This window comes from Nostoc sp. C96 (genome assembly GCF_059384975.1).
The window spans coordinates 798,257-814,827 of sequence record NZ_CM182020.1 but is presented as its reverse complement, the minus strand read 5'-3'; the positions used below and the strand labels follow the sequence as shown (position 1 = coordinate 814,827).

11 protein-coding genes and 1 pseudogene are annotated in these 16,571 nt (G+C 42.2%); 8 read left to right on the top strand and 4 right to left on the bottom strand.

All coding sequences use genetic code 11. The annotated features are described in order from the left end of the window. Nucleotides 1–22: 22 nt before the first annotated feature. Entirely contained in the window at nucleotides 23–643 is a 621-nt protein-coding gene (locus tag AC504W_RS03565) for a Uma2 family endonuclease (protein WP_494876294.1), read from the bottom strand. A gap of 212 nt (nucleotides 644–855) precedes the next feature. Between AC504W_RS03565 and AC504W_RS03560 the strand changes: the two genes are divergently transcribed. From AC504W_RS03560 to AC504W_RS03550, 3 genes are all read left to right on the top strand, one after another. Then, nucleotides 856–2,946 carry a prolyl oligopeptidase family serine peptidase gene (locus AC504W_RS03560; RefSeq protein ID WP_494876292.1) on the top strand — a complete coding sequence of 697 codons (2,091 nt, stop codon included), beginning with the start codon at nucleotides 856–858 and terminating at the stop codon, nucleotides 2,944–2,946. 127 nt (nucleotides 2,947–3,073) lie between these two features. Then, complete coding sequence (locus AC504W_RS03555) at nucleotides 3,074–3,673, top strand: Uma2 family endonuclease (RefSeq protein WP_494876291.1); 600 nt, start codon at nucleotides 3,074–3,076, stop codon at nucleotides 3,671–3,673. Between the two features lie 19 nt (nucleotides 3,674–3,692). After that, nucleotides 3,693–4,526 (top strand): Rpn family recombination-promoting nuclease/putative transposase, encoded by an 834-nt coding sequence (locus tag AC504W_RS03550; protein ID WP_494876290.1) that lies wholly within the window; start codon nucleotides 3,693–3,695, stop codon nucleotides 4,524–4,526. A gap of 76 nt (nucleotides 4,527–4,602) precedes the next feature. On the opposite strand, the gene AC504W_RS03545 is transcribed toward AC504W_RS03550, so the two are convergent. Continuing rightward, the gene (locus tag AC504W_RS03545; RefSeq protein WP_494876288.1) at nucleotides 4,603–4,887 is read right to left on the bottom strand and encodes a DUF427 domain-containing protein; all 285 of its coding nucleotides are present in this window, start codon (nucleotides 4,885–4,887) and stop codon (nucleotides 4,603–4,605) included. A 330-nt stretch (nucleotides 4,888–5,217) separates the two neighbouring features. Here AC504W_RS03545 and AC504W_RS03540 point away from each other — a divergent pair, with 330 nt between their 5' ends. Genes AC504W_RS03540 through AC504W_RS03530 form a run of 3 tightly spaced genes read left to right on the top strand, consistent with a single transcriptional unit; the run spans nucleotide 5,218 to nucleotide 10,091 of the window. Next, the gene (locus AC504W_RS03540; protein WP_494876287.1) at nucleotides 5,218–5,544 is read left to right on the top strand and encodes a hypothetical protein; all 327 of its coding nucleotides are present in this window, start codon (nucleotides 5,218–5,220) and stop codon (nucleotides 5,542–5,544) included. A gap of 1 nt (nucleotide 5,545) precedes the next feature. Next, complete coding sequence (locus AC504W_RS03535) at nucleotides 5,546–9,145, top strand: tetratricopeptide repeat protein (protein WP_494876286.1); 3,600 nt, start codon at nucleotides 5,546–5,548, stop codon at nucleotides 9,143–9,145. Continuing rightward, on the top strand, nucleotides 9,138–10,091 hold the full coding sequence (locus AC504W_RS03530; RefSeq protein WP_494876284.1) for a tetratricopeptide repeat protein: 954 nt from the start codon (nucleotides 9,138–9,140) through the stop codon (nucleotides 10,089–10,091). Before AC504W_RS03535 ends, AC504W_RS03530 begins: the two co-directional genes overlap by 8 nt. Nucleotides 10,092–10,600: 509 nt before the next feature. Here the strand turns inward: AC504W_RS03530 and AC504W_RS03525 are convergent. Then, nucleotides 10,601–11,340, bottom strand: a pseudogene (locus tag AC504W_RS03525) (Uma2 family endonuclease). Between the two features lie 190 nt (nucleotides 11,341–11,530). Here AC504W_RS03525 and recQ point away from each other — a divergent pair. Continuing rightward, on the top strand, nucleotides 11,531–13,687 hold the full coding sequence (gene recQ / locus AC504W_RS03520; protein ID WP_494878553.1) for a DNA helicase RecQ: 2,157 nt from the start codon (nucleotides 11,531–11,533) through the stop codon (nucleotides 13,685–13,687). A 73-nt stretch (nucleotides 13,688–13,760) separates the two neighbouring features. Here the strand turns inward: recQ and AC504W_RS03515 are convergent, their stop codons facing one another. Next, entirely contained in the window at nucleotides 13,761–13,904 is a 144-nt protein-coding gene (locus AC504W_RS03515) for a hypothetical protein (protein ID WP_494876283.1), read from the bottom strand. Nucleotides 13,905–14,590: 686 nt separating this feature from the next. Between AC504W_RS03515 and AC504W_RS03510 the strand changes: the two genes are divergently transcribed. Continuing rightward, nucleotides 14,591–16,561, top strand: a complete 1,971-nt coding sequence (locus tag AC504W_RS03510) for an AMP-dependent synthetase/ligase (RefSeq protein WP_494876281.1) — start codon at nucleotides 14,591–14,593, stop codon at nucleotides 16,559–16,561. Nucleotides 16,562–16,571: the final 10 nt, after the last annotated feature.

The window sequence follows — 16,571 nt, the reverse complement described above, 5'->3', positions numbered from 1 at the left end:
TATCAACTTAGTTTAATTTAATTTATGGTTCTACTGCTGTCACAGGCATAATATCATCAAGTTTCATCTGTAAGTTGGGAAACAGATAAGATGAGATAGTTTCTCCTAAGCGATATTGCTGCTGTTCATACACACCGTTAACTAAATGACCAACGGTGAAAGTAGGCTGTTTGGGATTACCAATAAATTGCCAACCACCTAATCCCTGAAAGTCCACAATCCAATATTCAAGAATGTTCAGAAAAGCATATTCTTCCACTTTTCTGGCATAATCATCTTGCCAATTTGTACTTACCACTTTAGCAACAAGTTTAATCGTACTGCCGTTACAAATAATAGGTTCTTTTTGCCAGAGTGGTTCTTTGCTCAGTTCTACTTGATCTAAAACAATAACATCAGGACGCAATGCTGTAGCAGTAGCCGCAAGTGGTTTAATCAAGCAAGTTTTGGGAACTAGCCAGTTTAAATGAGAATTAAAAACTTCGACATAGATTCTACCGGCAATACTCCCCGCAACGGCTTCATGATGGCCTGTAGGTTCCATGCCTCTTAATTCCCCATCCATAAGTTCGTAACGTGTATTGTCACCATATTGGTTAATAAATTCCTCAAAGCTAAGTAGCCTAGGTGGAGTGTAAGTCATACTGTTTTTACTAGATGTAGCTTTGTTTTGACTCTACTATTTCTATGATGAAATTGCTTGCCAACATCGTACGATTTTTTGTAATATTTTTCACCACAGTTTTTGTTTCTTACTGGGTTGTAAATCCGGGAATATTACCTGTAGCTTTAGCCAGCTACCACAAGGCTGGGAATTCTGATTACCATGTACACAGAAGAATTGTATCCCCAACTATGTCAACAGCAAAACAGATTACTTATCCAATTACCCATAAAAGCGAACAAGTAGATGATTATCACGGAACTTTGGTTGCAGACCCTTATCGTTGGTTAGAGAATCCCGATTCTGAAGAATCGAAAGCCTGGATTGCGGCTCAAAATAAAATTACTTTTGGCTTTTTAGGTGAAATTCCTGCTCGTGACAAAATTAAACAACGCTTAACTAAACTTTGGGATTATGAAAAATATGGTATTCCTTTTAAAGAAGGTGAATCTTTAGGGGATAGTTCCAGCGATCGCTATTTTTATTTCAAAAACGATGGGCTGCAAAATCAAAGCGTATTATATACATTAAAAACTCTCGACTCTGAACCGCAAGTTTTACTTGACCCCAATAAACTTTCTGCTGATGGCACTGTTGCTTTATCAGGATTATCTATTAGTAATGATGGTAGACTTTTAGCTTATGGTCTTTCAACTTCTGGTTCTGATTGGCAAGAGTGGAAAGTCCGCGATGTGGAAACAGGTAAAGATTTAGCAGACCATTTGCAGTGGATTAAATTTTCTGGTGCATCTTGGACAACTGATAATCAAGGCTTTTTTTATAGTCGTTACAATAAGCCAAATTCTAAAACTCAGTTAGAAGATGTCAACTATTATCAAAAGCTTTATTACCATAAATTAGGTACGCCCCAATCGGAAGACATTTTAATTTATCAACGTCCTGACCAAAAAGAATGGGGATTTGGTGGTGGTGTTACAGAAGATGGACAATATTTAATTATTGCTGTGTGGTTGGGAACTGACTCTAGGAATTTAGTATTTTATAAAGACTTAACTAATCCTCAAGCTGAAGTTGTTGAACTCATTAACGAGTTTGAGGCAGATTATAGTTTTATTGACCATGATGATAGTATCTTTTATTTCCGCACCGATTTAAATGCTCCACGGGGTAGAGTAATTGCCATTGATATTAAAAAACCAGAGAAATCAGCATGGCAAGAAATTATTCGGCAAAGTGAAGCAACTTTAGAAAGTGTCAATATTCTCAATAATCAGTTTGTTGCTGATTATTTACAAGATGCGCGATCGCAAATTAAAATTTTTGACCTAAAAGGTGCATTGGTGCGTGAGGTAGAATTACCCGGAGTCGGTTCAGTCGGTGGTTTTGGCGGTAAACGTCATGACACAGAAACTTTTTATAGTTTCACTAGTTTTACTACCCCAGGCGCAATTTATCGCTACGATATGGTGACTGGTAAAAGTCAGCTTTTCCGCCAACCAAAGGTAGACTTTAATCCTGATGATTACGAAACAAAGCAGGTATTTTATCACAGCAAAGATGGCACAAAGGTGCCGATGTTTATTACTCACAAAAAAGGCATTAAGTTAGATGGCAATAATCCAACTTTTCTCTATGCTTATGGTGGGTTTAATATCTCTCTAACTCCGACTTTTTCTGTGAGTACCTTGGTGTGGATGGAGATGGGTGGTGTTTACGCTATGCCAAATCTGCGCGGTGGCGGAGAATATGGTGAAGAATGGCATCAAGCCGGGATGAAAGAGAAAAAACAAAATGTGTTTGATGATTTTATTGCGGCAGCTGAGTGGTTAATTGCCAATAAGTATACAAAAACTGGCAAACTAGCGATCGCAGGTGGTAGTAACGGCGGTTTATTGGTGGGTGCTTGTATGACACAGCGTCCTGATTTATTTGGTGCGGCTTTACCAGCAGTCGGCGTGATGGATATGTTGCGCTTTCACAAGTTTACTATCGGCTGGGCTTGGACTGCGGAATATGGTTCGCCAGATAATGCCGAAGAGTTCAAAACACTTTATGCTTATTCACCGTTGCATAACTTAAAACCAAAGACAGCTTATCCAGCCACTTTAATTACTACCGCAGATCACGACGATCGCGTAGTTCCTGCCCATAGTTTCAAATTTGCAGCGGCTTTGCAAGCAGCCCATCAAGGTGATGCACCTGTGCTAATTAGAATTGAGACAAAGGCGGGACATGGTGCGGGTAAACCAACAACAAAGATTATTGAAGAAGCTGCGGATAAGTGGGCGTTTTTGGTAAGGGTTTTGGATATTAAGATTTAAACGCAGAGGTGCGCTGAGGTAGGCGCGGAGTAACGCAGAGTATTGAGGGTGTGTTTCTGCAATGGTAGAACGCACCTTTTTTGTGAGATAACCCAGTTACACTGTTGAATAGATATGGGTAAAAGCTATGCAAGTTACACAACAGCAATACTACACCCCAGAGGAATATTTACAGTTAGAGGAAGCGGCTGAATATAAAAGTGAATATATTGATGGACAAATAATTCCAATGGCGGGTGGAACCGTTAATCACGCTCAAGTCTCACTTAACCTTGGTTATGCGTTAAATTTTGCATTTAGACAGCAAAATTACGAAGTTTTTGTGAGTGATGTCCGTCTGTGGACATCACAAAAACGGATTTATACATACCCAGATGTGATGATTATCGCAGGTGAACCAGAATTTTTTAACAATCGCCAAGATATTATTACTAACCCGCAAATTATTGTGGAGGTGCTGTCAAAATCCACTAGAAATTATGATTATGAGGATAAGTTTGCGGCGTATCGCACAATTCCCACGTTTCAAGAATATCTGTTAATAGACCAATATCAGGTGCATGTAGAGCAGTTTTCTAAAATTGGGAAGAAACAATGGAATCTGGGTGAGTATGATGAGGAAGATAATGCGATCGCATTTGCATCTGTACCCTTGGAAATTTCCCTACAAGATTTATATAACAAAGTAAATTTTGAGCTTGTTGAGCCAGAAAGTGAAATAATTTGACAAAGAGTGCTGATTATTCATGTCCTTTGACAACCTCTGCAAACTCCTATCTGAAAAACATCCCGCCACCTTTGCTAGTTGGGTATTAGGTACACCGCAAACAGCCGCCACTGTCCTCAAAACCGAATTGAGTATTGAACCAATACGTGCTGATTACGTTACATTTCTACAATTAGAAGAACGCATTCTTCACCTGGAATTTCAAACTAAACTCGAATCAAATCCACCTCTACCGTTGCGGATGCTTGATTATTGGGTAAGGTTATATCGGTTATATCGTATCCCCATCACGCAAGTTGTTGTATTATTACTTCCTCCTGCACCAGACACAGTAATTGAAACTGTTTTCCATGTCGAAAGCACTTGTCATGAATATCGAGTAATTAGCCTATGGGAAGAAAATCCCCAAATCTTCCTGGATAACCCAGCATTGTTACCATTAGCACCACTAACAGCAACTTCCCAACCCCAAGCTTTATTGCAACAAGTGGTGCAAAGAGTCAATCAACTTGAGTCAACACAAAGACTGGAAATTTCGACCTACACCCAAATCTTTGCAGGGTTAAAATACAAAAAAGACTTGATTCGACAATTATTTCGGGAGGATATGATGCGCGAATCAGTAATTTATCAAGAAATTCTTGCTGAAGGCGAACAACTAGGAAAACTAACAGAAGCGCGATCGCTCATTTTTCGCCAACTTACTCGTCGTGTGGGAAAATTAACTTTACCACTGATAGGCAAAATTGAAACGCTCTCTTTAGAAGAATTAGAAAATCTAGGGGAAGCTTTGTTAGATTTCCAAGGAATTGCAGATTTAGAAGCTTGGTTCAATACGCAGAGTGTTGAGTAAAATCAGGAAAAAGAGGCTTATTTACTAAAACTCGGTTAATCAACAGTTTCAGCAAATAAGCCGGAAGCGGATCAAATTAAGCTTCGACTTTTACGCCTTTCCAGAAAGCGATGTAACCTTCAATATTTTTTGCTTTTTCTTTGGCGCTGGGATAATACCAAGCAGCATCTTTATTAACCTGTCCATCAACTTCGATGCTGTAGTAACTGGCTAAACCTTTCCAGGGACAAGTTGTGTGGGTGTCGCTGTCTTGGAAATACTGCTTGTTAATTGCGTCGGGAGGAAAATAGTGATTGCCTTCCACAACTACAGTATTATCGCTTTCGGCTAAAGTTGCGCCGTTCCAAACTGCTTTAGGCATAAGTGCGTTGGTGATGAAAGTTTACACTTAACATTCTGACACTTCCTCTGATACCGTTTCACTTTAAGTTTGATACAAATAGACCGCAGGGGAGCCAGCGCGTTGGGGAGACACTGCGTTGCGGAGGTTCCCTCCGTTGTAGCAAGTGTCGGCGGGTTTCCCGACTTGTAGCGACTGGCGTGGGCAGAGGAGCAGAGGGGCGGAGGAGAAATTATTCGTATGATTTATTTAGTGAAATGGTATGACATCAACAAATTTGAGTCGCTTATTGACTATATATTTAATATATTTGCGGGATATATGATTTTATTCGTGTGGTAGAGATTACTAATGGCAGAAATTCAAATTGGTATTGAGGGTGAAGGTGCGCCAGCGGCCGCCGAAGCTTTGTTAGAAATTCCTGGGATATCGGGGAGTTATGAAGTACCGACGCAGCGAGAGGGAACTTTGGCGGCTATTGCTACCATTTTTGGCATTGTCGGTGGTGCTGCTGCTTTAGCTGAACAAATCCGCAAATGGTATCAAGAATGGCAAAAATCCCATCCAGATAAGCAATTTGATGTGGTAATTCTTGACCCAGATACGGGAAACAGGATTTTTCTCGCAGACGCTACTATAGAGGAAATTACCGAAATCCTCAAATCTATCAGCAAATAAAGTGCAAACTATCCGCATTCAACTTCGGGAAAGTACACAAGAAACTGTTGAACTCAGGTATTGGCTACCTCAACAAAAGCATTATGAACCACGTCGCCTGCAATTAGCAGAAATCGCTAATTTACTCAAGCAAGGCGATCGCGATTATTATCAACTGCTGCCTAATTTACGGGGAATTGGGCAGCAGTTATTTTTTTGGTTGGATGGGGATGGGCGGTGGTTGAGTCGGGGAATTGCTAACTGTCGCGGTGAGGGGTTGGTAATTGCCATTGATACTGGGAAACAACTGGCACATCTACCTTGGGAAGTGCTGCATGATGGTGAGGATTTTTTAGTCAAGCGGGTTAATCCAGTGGTTTTACCTCTGCGCTGGATTGAGAAAGAAACGGAACCGTTTCTCGTGGAAGCACGACAATTGCGAGTATTGTTTATGGCGACCGATCCGGAAGATGTGGAACCAAAGTTAGAGTTTGAACAGGAAGAAGCGAGGATTTTGGCAGATACGCGAGATTTTGCTGTAGATTTGCGGGTGGAAGAAAGCGGTTGCGTGAGGGAGTTGGGTAAGGTATGGAGTCGCTATCTTGATGATTTTGATGTGTTTCACCTCACAGGACACGCCTCAATTAAGGATGCAGCACCTTACACGCCTTACTTTATCACTGAGACGGAAATCGGGGAACGCCACGAAACCACAGCCGTAGAACTGGCGGAAGTCTTTCGGTTTCGCTTTCCCAAGTTGGTGTTTTTGTCTGGGTGTCGGACTGGACAAGCACCAGATAAAGGGGCTGTGCCTTCAATGGCTGAGGCACTTATTGAACAAGGGGCTAGGGCGGTTTTAAGTTGGGGGCGGCCTGTGGAAGACCGGACAGCCACAGCCGCAGCCGCGCACCTCTACGGCAAATTAGCGGCTGGATATGAATTAGCCCAAGCACTCGCCAGCACTTACCAGCAGTTGTTTAAACAGAAAGTGCGGGACTGGCATTTGTTACGGTTATATGTCCAGGGCGAATGTCCGGGTGCGTTGGTGGATGTGGTGGGAGATGTGCCACCCTCAGCGCCGGAACCTGCTTATCAACAGTTTTTAGATCCCGATACCCAACTGGTGCGGGTGGCGAAACCCTCTGAGTTTGTTGGCAGACGGCGGAATTTGCAACGTTGTCTCAAAGCTATTCGCACTTCATTAGGGGTACTAATTCACGGACTGGGTGGTGTGGGTAAGAGTACTGTGACGGCGCGACTTCTGGAAAGGATGGTTGGCTATCACAGGCTGGTGAACTTTCGGCAACTCGATGAGGACAAACTGCTCAAAACCCTTGCTGAACAATGTACCTCGGAACGGGGGCATGAAATTCTCAATGGCAAGTTACCGTTGATGCAGCGCCTCACGAAGTTTTTCACTGAAGGACTCAATACCAAAGAACAGCGCTTTGCCTTTGTGCTGGATGACTTTGAGGCTAATTTGGATTTACGAAATGGGGTTTATGTCTTGCAACCACAAGTTGTGGATGTACTGCTGGCGTTGCTGAAGGCGATGCAAAATTCCCAACTTCCCCACAAGGTAATTATTACCTGTCGCTACAATTTCACTTTGTCGGAACTGAATCATCGTCTGTACCGCGAACCTCTGGGGGCTTTGGGTGGGGCAGATTTAATTAAAAAGTATAATCGTCTGGATTCGTTTAATGGCAGTTGGCAATTTCAGCCTGATTTACCGGAACGTGCCAAAAAAGCAGCAGATGGAAATCCTCGGCTGTTGGAATGGTTAGATAAGATTTTGCAAAATTCCCCGAAGTCGCCGGAAGCAAAGAGGGGAGTTGAGATGATTCTGCAAAAGATGGCAGATAAGGAAAAGGAATTTCGTGAGGATATTTTGGCACAGGTATTGCTGAAGCAGCAAACTCCAGCTTTGCGTCTTATGCTGGGGAAGTTGTTGGTGTATGAGTTACCTGTTCCTCTAGCTGCGATTTCCCCTATTTGTGAGGATATCTCAAGTTGGGAAAGTCATATTCAACGCGCTGAAATTTTGGGTTTGTTGGAAGTTACCCTCACCAACAACACAGAGAGGTTGTATCGTGTTCCCCGGATTTTGTCACCGTTGCTAGAGTTTCCAGAAAACCCCAAGGGTGAAGAGTTGTATAAACAAGCTGCACAAATTTTGTATCGCCTGTGGTGGGAAGCGGAAGGTGCGACGGAAGCACAAATGTTAGAAATTCATCGGTTGGCGTTGTTGGGGAAGGATGAAGAAATTGCAGCGAAAATAGCTAGTTCATTGGCGAACGGCTTGTTGCATCAAGGTCGATATCGGGAAGCAATATATCTGTGCAAATCAACTTTAGAAATTACTAAAAACCATAGTGTTCTCAAAGAAATTGCTTATTGTGAACACCAAATGGGTGAGGTTGATCAAGCATTAAACTATTACCAACAAGCTTTAAATCTTTGTCCCGCAGAAGACGAAGCAGAATTAGCGTCAATTTATTATTATTTTGGGATGCTGAAAGCCGACAAAGGGGATGTGGATGAAGCGATCGCACTCTACAATCAGTCTTTGGAAATATTTGAACGCATTGGAAATGTCCAAGGCAAAGCGGCAACGTTGCACGAACTGGCAATTATCTACGCCGATAAATGGGAAGCGAATAAAGCGATCGCACTCTACAATCAGTCTTTGGAAATAGATGAACGCATTGGTAATGTCAAAGGCAAAGCGGCGACGTTGCACTGTCTGGCACGTATCTACGCCAACAAAGGGGAAGTAGAGCAAGCGATCGCACTCTGCAATCAGTCTTTGGAAATATTTGAACGCATTGGTGATGTCCAAGGTAAAGCGGCAACTTTGAACAATCTGGGATATCTCTACGCCAACAAACGGGAAGTGGATGAAGCGATCGCACTCTACAATCAGTCTTTGGAAATAGAAGAACGCATTGGTAATGTCCAAGGCAAAGCGGCGACGTTGCACTGTCTGGCAATTCTCTACGCCAACAAAGGGGAAGTGGAGCAAGCGATCGCACTCTACAATCAGTCTTTGGAAATATTTGAACGCATTGGAGATGTCCAAGGCAAAGCGACGACGTTAAACAATCTGGGAATTCTCTACGCCGACAAAGGGGAAGTGGATAAAGCGATCGCACTTTTCAATCAGTCTTTGGAAATAAAAGAACGCATTGGTGATGTCCAAGGCAAAGCGGCGACGTTGCACGAACTGGCAAGTATCTACGCCAACAAAGGGGAAGTGGAACAAGCGATCGCACTCTACAATCAGTCTTTGGAAATAAAAGAACGCATTGGTGATGTCCAAGGCAAAGCGGCGACGTTGTACCAACTGGGAATGATCTACTCCAAAAAAGGGGAAGTGGATGAAGCGATCGCACTCTACAATCAGTCTTTGAAAATAACTGAACGCATTGGTAATATCCAAGGCAAAGCGGCGACGTTGCACGAATTGGGACGTATCTACGCCAACAAAGGGGAAGTGGATGAAGCGATCGCACTTTTCAATCAGTCTTTGGAAATAAAAGAACGCATTGGAGATGTCCAAGGTAAAGCGGCGACGTTGAACTGTCTGGAGTATCTACGCCAACAAAGGGGAAGTGGATGAAGCGATCGCACTCTACAATCAGTCTTTGGAAATAGAAGAACGTATTGGAAATGTCCAAAGCAAAGCGGCGACGTTGCACAATTTAGCAGCTATCTACGCCAACAAAGGGGAAGTGGATGAAGCGATCGCACTCTACAATCAGTCTTTGGAAATAAGTGAACGCATTGGAGATGTGAAAACTAAAGCGGCGACGTTGCACAAACTGGGAATTCTCTACGCCAACAAAGGGGAAGTGGAGCAAGCGATCGCACTTTTCAATCAGTCTTTGGAAATAGATGAACGCATTGGTGATGTCCAAGGCAAAGCAGCGACGTTGCACAATCTGGCAGGTATCTACGCCGACAAAGGGGAAATCGATGAAGCGATCGCACTCTACAATCAGTCTTTGGAAATAAATGAACGCATTGATAATGTCCAAGGCAAAGCGACGATGTTGCACCAACTGGGAATAATCTACGCCAACAAAGGGGAAGTGGAGCAAGCGATCGCACTTTTCCATCAGTCTTTGGAAATAACTGAACGCATTGGTAATGTCAAAACCAAAGCGGCGACGTTGCACAATCTAGGATCTATCTACGCCAACAGAGGGGAAGTGGAGCAAGCGATCGCACTCTACAATCAGTCTTTAGAAATAAATGAACGCATTGGTAATATCCAAGGCAAAGCGACGATGTTGCACCAACTGGGAATAATCTACGCCAACAAAGGGGAAGTGGAGCAAGCGATCGCACTTTACAATCAGTCTTTAGAAATAAATGAACGCATTGGTAATATCCAAGGCAAAGCGATGACTCTGTGGTGTTTGGGGCATTTGGCAGAACAGCGAGGTGAATACACTCAAGCGATATCTTATTTGCAACCTGCTTTGGAGATTTTGCAGCGGTTGCAGTCACCGGATGCTGAAGGTGTGCGGGCGAGTCTTGATAGGGTGATGGGTAATTCCTGAAGGTTTTTGTCTCACGCAAAGGCGCAAAGGCGCAAAGAGGAAGGCGAGAGTGTGGTTTAAGTAAATGAAAACTGCTTTAATGAGTGTTTGATACTCGTGAATGAGTATTTGATATTCGTCGGCGAGTCTTTGATATTCGTGCGAGAGTGTTTGATACTCGTCGGCGAGTCTTTGATATTCACGCGAGAGTGTTTGATACTCGTGAACGAGTGTTTAATACTTGCGTGAGAGTGTTTAATACTTGTGGATGAGTCTTTTATACTCGTGGATGAGTCTTTTATACTCGTGGGCGAGTGTTTGATATTCGCGGGTGAGTGTTTGATATTCGCGGGTGAGTGTTTGATGCTGATTAACGCAGTGTGTAACTTTCTCTCAAACCTAACCCCCAACCCCTTCCCTTGTAGGGAAGGGGAGCAAGACTCAAAGCCTCTCTCCGTTTCGGGGAGAGGTTTGGAGAGGGGTTTTAAAAATAAGTTGCACTCGCGTAATTAATTAGCTTTTACAGCAATTCAGGTGAGAGAATCTGGATCTACGCCGAGCGATCTTAATCTTTCTCGTAATAATTGCGCTTGTTGCTGTGCTTGTTGCGCTTGTTGTTGAGCTTGCTGTGCTTGTTGTTGAGCTTGTTGCGCTTGTTGTTGAGCTTGCTGTGCTTGTTCTTCTGGTGTTAAAAGCCTTTGTCTTTCTTGGTTATACCAATACATCCACTCGCGGGGAATACCAAGATAAGTCCCCTGTTCTATACCAATTCCTAAACCAATTTCTGGCAACCAAACTGGATTACCATCATGTAATTCATAAGCATGATTAACTAATTTGTATACTTCTAACCGTGGCTTGCGGCGACGAAATGGGTTGTAAACCACGTAATACAAAATCCCTAACGTGGCGTACTCTGCTTTTTTAGTTGAGTATTCACCACGATATGTCTGCGACACTACCTCTAGGACTAATAATGGTAGTTTCTTTTCTTCCCAAAGCACATAACTGGGGCGGAGGTTTTGATCATAAAATCTTTCTACGCCCAGACTCAGGAATCCATCTGAGACGATCGCTGGTAAATCTGGACATAATAAATACCCATATCTACGCCAAAAAACCAATCCATGCGTTCTGGCCAAGCCATCGCCAAAAGGGCTTTGAGTAAACCGGGAATTAAATCTTGTAATTCATTATCCACGGGGGTATCGTCAGAGTCTGGTAATTCCTCAGATGAAGGCAAGCAAGCTAATGGATTGTAATTTAGCATGATTGATGTCCCGTTCCTCAGTTATGAGTACATCTTTATTTTATTCATGAAAGAATCAGGATTTATGCGAAGCGATCGCACTGAAATATTTTTGTCTCACGCAGAGGCGCAAAGGCGCAGAGAGGATTTTGTGCTTTTATAATCTTTGTATCAACTACCTACGCAGAATGCAGCCAAAAAAGCGATCGCTATGCTTCAGTATCCTAATCTCGAACAGGCGCTAAAATATCACTTCGGTTATGATCAATTCCGTCCTGGACAGCGAAAAATTATCGAAGATGCGCTACAAAATCGAGATTTGCTGGTAGTAATGCCAACGGGTGGCGGTAAGTCTTTGTGTTTTCAGTTACCAGCATTGATCAAGAAGGGATTGACGGTGGTGGTATCGCCGTTAATTGCGTTGATGCAAGACCAAGTGGAAGCACTGCGAAATAATAATATTAGCGCCACGTTTCTCAATAGTAGTTTGAATCCTTATCAGGTGCGATCGCGGGAAGAAGCCATTCTGAATGGTAAGGTAAGATTACTCTATGTCGCCCCGGAACGGCTGATGAGTGAAAGGTTTTTGCCGTTTCTCGATTTAGTACATCACCAAGTTGGTATTTCTACCTTTGCGATTGATGAGGCGCACTGTGTTTCGGAGTGGGGACATGATTTTCGTCCAGAATATCGTCAGTTGAGGTCATTGCGATCGCGTTATCCCCATGTCCCGACGATTGCGTTGACAGCAACGGCGACTGAACGCGTCCGTTCGGATATCATTCAACAAATCGGGTTAAAGCAGCCAAGTATTCACATTGCTAGTTTTAATCGGCAAAATCTTTATTACGAAGTCCGCCCGAAAAGTAAATATGCTTACGCTGAATTATTAGAATTAATTCGAGAAATTGACGGTTCAGCTATTATTTATTGTCTGACTCGCAAAAAAGTTGATGAATTAACTTTTAAACTGCAAAATGATAAGGTTTCAGTTCTTCCCTATCATGCAGGCTTAAGTGACGAAGAACGCAGCAAGAATCAAACGCGATTTATTCGGGATGATGCACGGGTGATGGTGGCAACTATCGCCTTTGGGATGGGAATTAATAAACCAGATGTGCGACTGGTAATTCACTTTGATATTCCCCGAAATTTAGAAAGTTATTATCAAGAATCTGGGCGGGCGGGACGCGATGGCGAACCTTCACGCTGTACAATCTTTTTTAGTTTTGGTGATATTAAAACTATTGAATGGAGTATTAACCAAAAAACTGATGCTCAAGAACAGTTGATTGCTAAACAACAACTGCGACAAATGATTGATTATGCTGAGGGGACAGATTGTCGGCGGACAATTCAACTCAGTTATTTTGGCGAAAGGTTTCTGGGAAATTGCAATAATTGTGACAATTGTCGTCATCCTAAACCCGTGGAAGATTGGACAATTGAAGCCATGAAGTTTTTATCTTGTGTGGCGCGTTGCAAAGAAAGATTTGGAATGCTGCATATTATTGATGTGTTGCGGGGGGCAAAAAATCAGAAGATAACCCAATACGAACACGACAAATTATCTACTTACGGTATCGGTAAAGATAAAAGTGTGGAAGAATGGCGAATGTTAGGGCGATCGCTTTTACATCAAGGTTTGTTAGAACAAACTAGTGATGGTTATTCTGTTTTAAAATTAAACGCCCACAGTTGGGAAGTGATGCGACGACAGCGCAAAGTGGAAATTGCTGTGTCTGCAACCCAAAAATTATCTTTAATTGAAGAGAGTCCTAAAGCTGCTGAGGCAGAAGAATTATTACATAAATTGCGATCGCTGCGTAAAGAACTGGCTGATGAACAGTCTGTTCCACCTTACGTAATTTTTCATGACTCCACATTAAAGTTAATGGCACAGGTACAACCAAAAACTTTAGTTGAGTTTGGTAAATTATCTGGTGTTGGGAGTCATAAACTTGCCCAATATGGGGAAAAGTTCTTAGCAGAAATTCGGACTTACCGTGATGGGAAAAATTCTGTTAGTTCTGCGGTTGATGTTCTACCTTCACTCAGTTTAATTTCTGGAACTGAATTACAAACTCTACAGTTACATCAACAAGGTTTAAGTGTTGCTGAAATTGCCAAACAACGCAAACTCAGCCCAGCGACAGTTGTCAGCCATCTCGCAAGATTAATCGAAAAAAACCAGCCTGTAGATTTAAATTTATTAGTACCTGTGGAACATCATCAAAAAATTTGGCAAGTTCTCGAAGTTCTCGGTGATATTCCTCTCACTCCGCTAAAAGAACAGTTAGGTACAGCCTATACTTTTGATGAAATTCGCTTAGTTAAAGAGAAGTGGCGGCGAGAAAAACGGAAGTAAATTATTTTTGGCGATCGCATAAACTCAACATACATTATTCCATGTTTCTCTCAAGAGCGATCGCCTGACACTTTTAAGCTATTTCAGAACTAGATACAGGTTGAGTTGCTACTTCATCCGCAGTTTTATTAGCCAAAACTACAGACAGCAGCTTTGGCAACATCAAACAAGCAACAGTATTCACCAGTGTCAACATTAGACCATCGATAAAACTCATAAATAAACTCCTTTTTTTAATTTTGTTTGTTATTTATTTAGTTTGAAGCATATTTTGTCAAATGGACTACATTAGTGCTTTTGATTTTCTTCTCATCTCCATAAGCTAGTTCAATATTTAGTTTTGTAACACTAATAGATACAAAGATACCCGACTTTTTTAAGGAGCCGGGTATCTAAGACTTTATTCCATCAATAGCTAGAACATTTAGAACAAAAATGAGGACTGAATCTACAATATTGACGGCCTGTTATTGCATAAACCGTACAATAGGGAAAACTAGTAATTTCTACTGTAGATTTTGGTGAGAGCAGAACTTTTGTAGATGCTTGATTAGTCCTGATTTTAGCTAGAATCCCCGACAGAAGCTTAGGAAATGCTAAACAAGCAATAGCATTAATCAGAGTGAAGCATATTGCATCTGTGAAATCTATAGGTAATCACCCCCATTGAAAAGTTAGGTGGTCGCTGTTTTTGACTGCAAACATCCAAATTAACCAATCATTTACGGATGTATTGCTTAAAGTTTATATAACTTCACTTTAACATAAATTTTTATCAATACAACCGTTGGTTTTGCGAAATAGCGGACACAATTGGCGATGTAAAAATACAGGAGAGTATTGTAGTGTCAATAGCAGAATAAACTAAAACTAAAAAATTAGTACATTTTCGGTAATGTTGTTATGTCAAACACCCAATCAGCGTCTTCCATATTATTGAACATCAGTGAGAGAGAAAAGCTGGCATTTCAAGGTTCTGTAGATTACACAAAAGTAAATTTACTTTCAGAGATTTGGCCTTTAGCAGCCAAGCAATTTGGCAATATTGTGGCGTTGCGAAATCCGCACTCCAAGCCAGAAACAGCGATTACATATACCCAGTTGGCGGATCAAATTCAACAATTTGCGGCTGGGTTACAAGCCTTAGAAGTGCAAGTAGGCGATCGCATTTCCTTAATTGCCGATAACAGTCCCCGCTGGTTCATCGCCGATCAAGGTATCATCACAGCAGGCGGTGTGGATGCGGTACGTAGTTCGCAAGCCGAAAAAGAAGAACTGCTGTTTATTATTGCCAACAGTGGCAGTACAGTTTTGGTAGTTGAAGATTTAAAAACCTTTAATAGACTGCGCGACAGATTATGTGACTTACCAATTCGCATAGTTATCTTACTTGCTGATGAAACACCACCAACGGACGATCATCTGAAAATACTCAACTTTTCCCAGTTACAAGAACTTGGTGCAAAGCATACTCTAGTGCGGGTTCAGCAAAGTCCCGATTCCTTAGCCACTTTAATTTATACATCTGGGACAACAGGTAAACCCAAAGGTGTTATGTTGTCTCACCGCAATTTAATGCACCAAGTAAGAAGTCTCAGAGCAATAGTCCAACCCGAACCAGGTGATATTGTCTTAAGTATTCTTCCTACTTGGCACAGCTACGAACGTAGTGGTGAATACTTTTTGTTATCACAAGGCTGCACCCAAGTTTACACAAACTTGCGTTCTGTGAAACGCGATTTAAAAGAATTTAAACCCAATTTCATGATTGCTGTTCCCCGTTTATGGGAATCGATTTATGAAGGAGTGCAGAAACAGTTTCGGGAACAACCAGCTAATAAGCAACGCCTGATTAACTTTTTACTAGGCATCAGCGAAAAGTATATCAAAGCGCAACGCATCGCCCAAGGATTGTGTTTAGAGCATATCGATGCTTCAGCCATTGAACGCGCTGTAGCTAAAATTCAAGCATCAGCCTTGTTACCGCTGCATATTTTGGGAGAAAAGATAGTTTATGCCAAAGTTAGGGAAGCCACAGGCGGACGCATCAAACATGTTATTAGTGGTGGCGGGGCGTTACCAAGGCACATTGATAACTTTTTTGAAATTATTGGTGTAGACATTTTACAAGGTTATGGTTTAACCGAAACTTCGCCAGTAACTAATGCGCGTCGTCCTTGGCGGAATTTCCGTGGTTCATCCGGTCAACCAATTCCCGGTACAGAAGTAAAAATTGTAGATCCTGAAAATCGCCAGCCTTTAGCCAAAGGACAAAGAGGTTTGGTGTTATTGAAAGGGCCGCAAATCATGCAGGGGTATTACCAAAACCCCGAAGCAACAGCCAAAGCCATTGATGCTGAAGGTTGGTTTGATAGCGGTGATTTAGGTTGGGTTACGCCAGAAAATGACTTGGTGCTGACTGGTAGGGCAAAAGATACAATTGTCTTGACTAACGGGGAAAACATCGAACCACAACCAATTGAAGATGCGTGTTTGCGATCGCCTTATATTGACCAAATCATGCTTGTAGGGCAAGATCAGCGCAGTCTTGGTGCTTTAATTGTTCCCAATCTCGAAGCCTTAGAAAAATGGGCTCAAAGTCAGAACGTGCAATTACGTCTACCAGAACAAAACTCCGAACTCAGCACTGGTGTTGACCTAGAGAGTAAAATAATCCAGGATTTGTTTCGCCAAGAATTGAATCGGGAAGTACAGAATCGTCCAGGTTATCGTTTAGATGATCGCATTGGGCCATTCAGGCTGATTCTAGAACCGTTTTCTATTGAAAATGGCTTGATGACCCAAACACTAAAAATCCGGCGACACGTTGTTGCAGAACGCTACGGCGACCTGATTAACAAAATGTTTGCCTGATCTTCAAAAG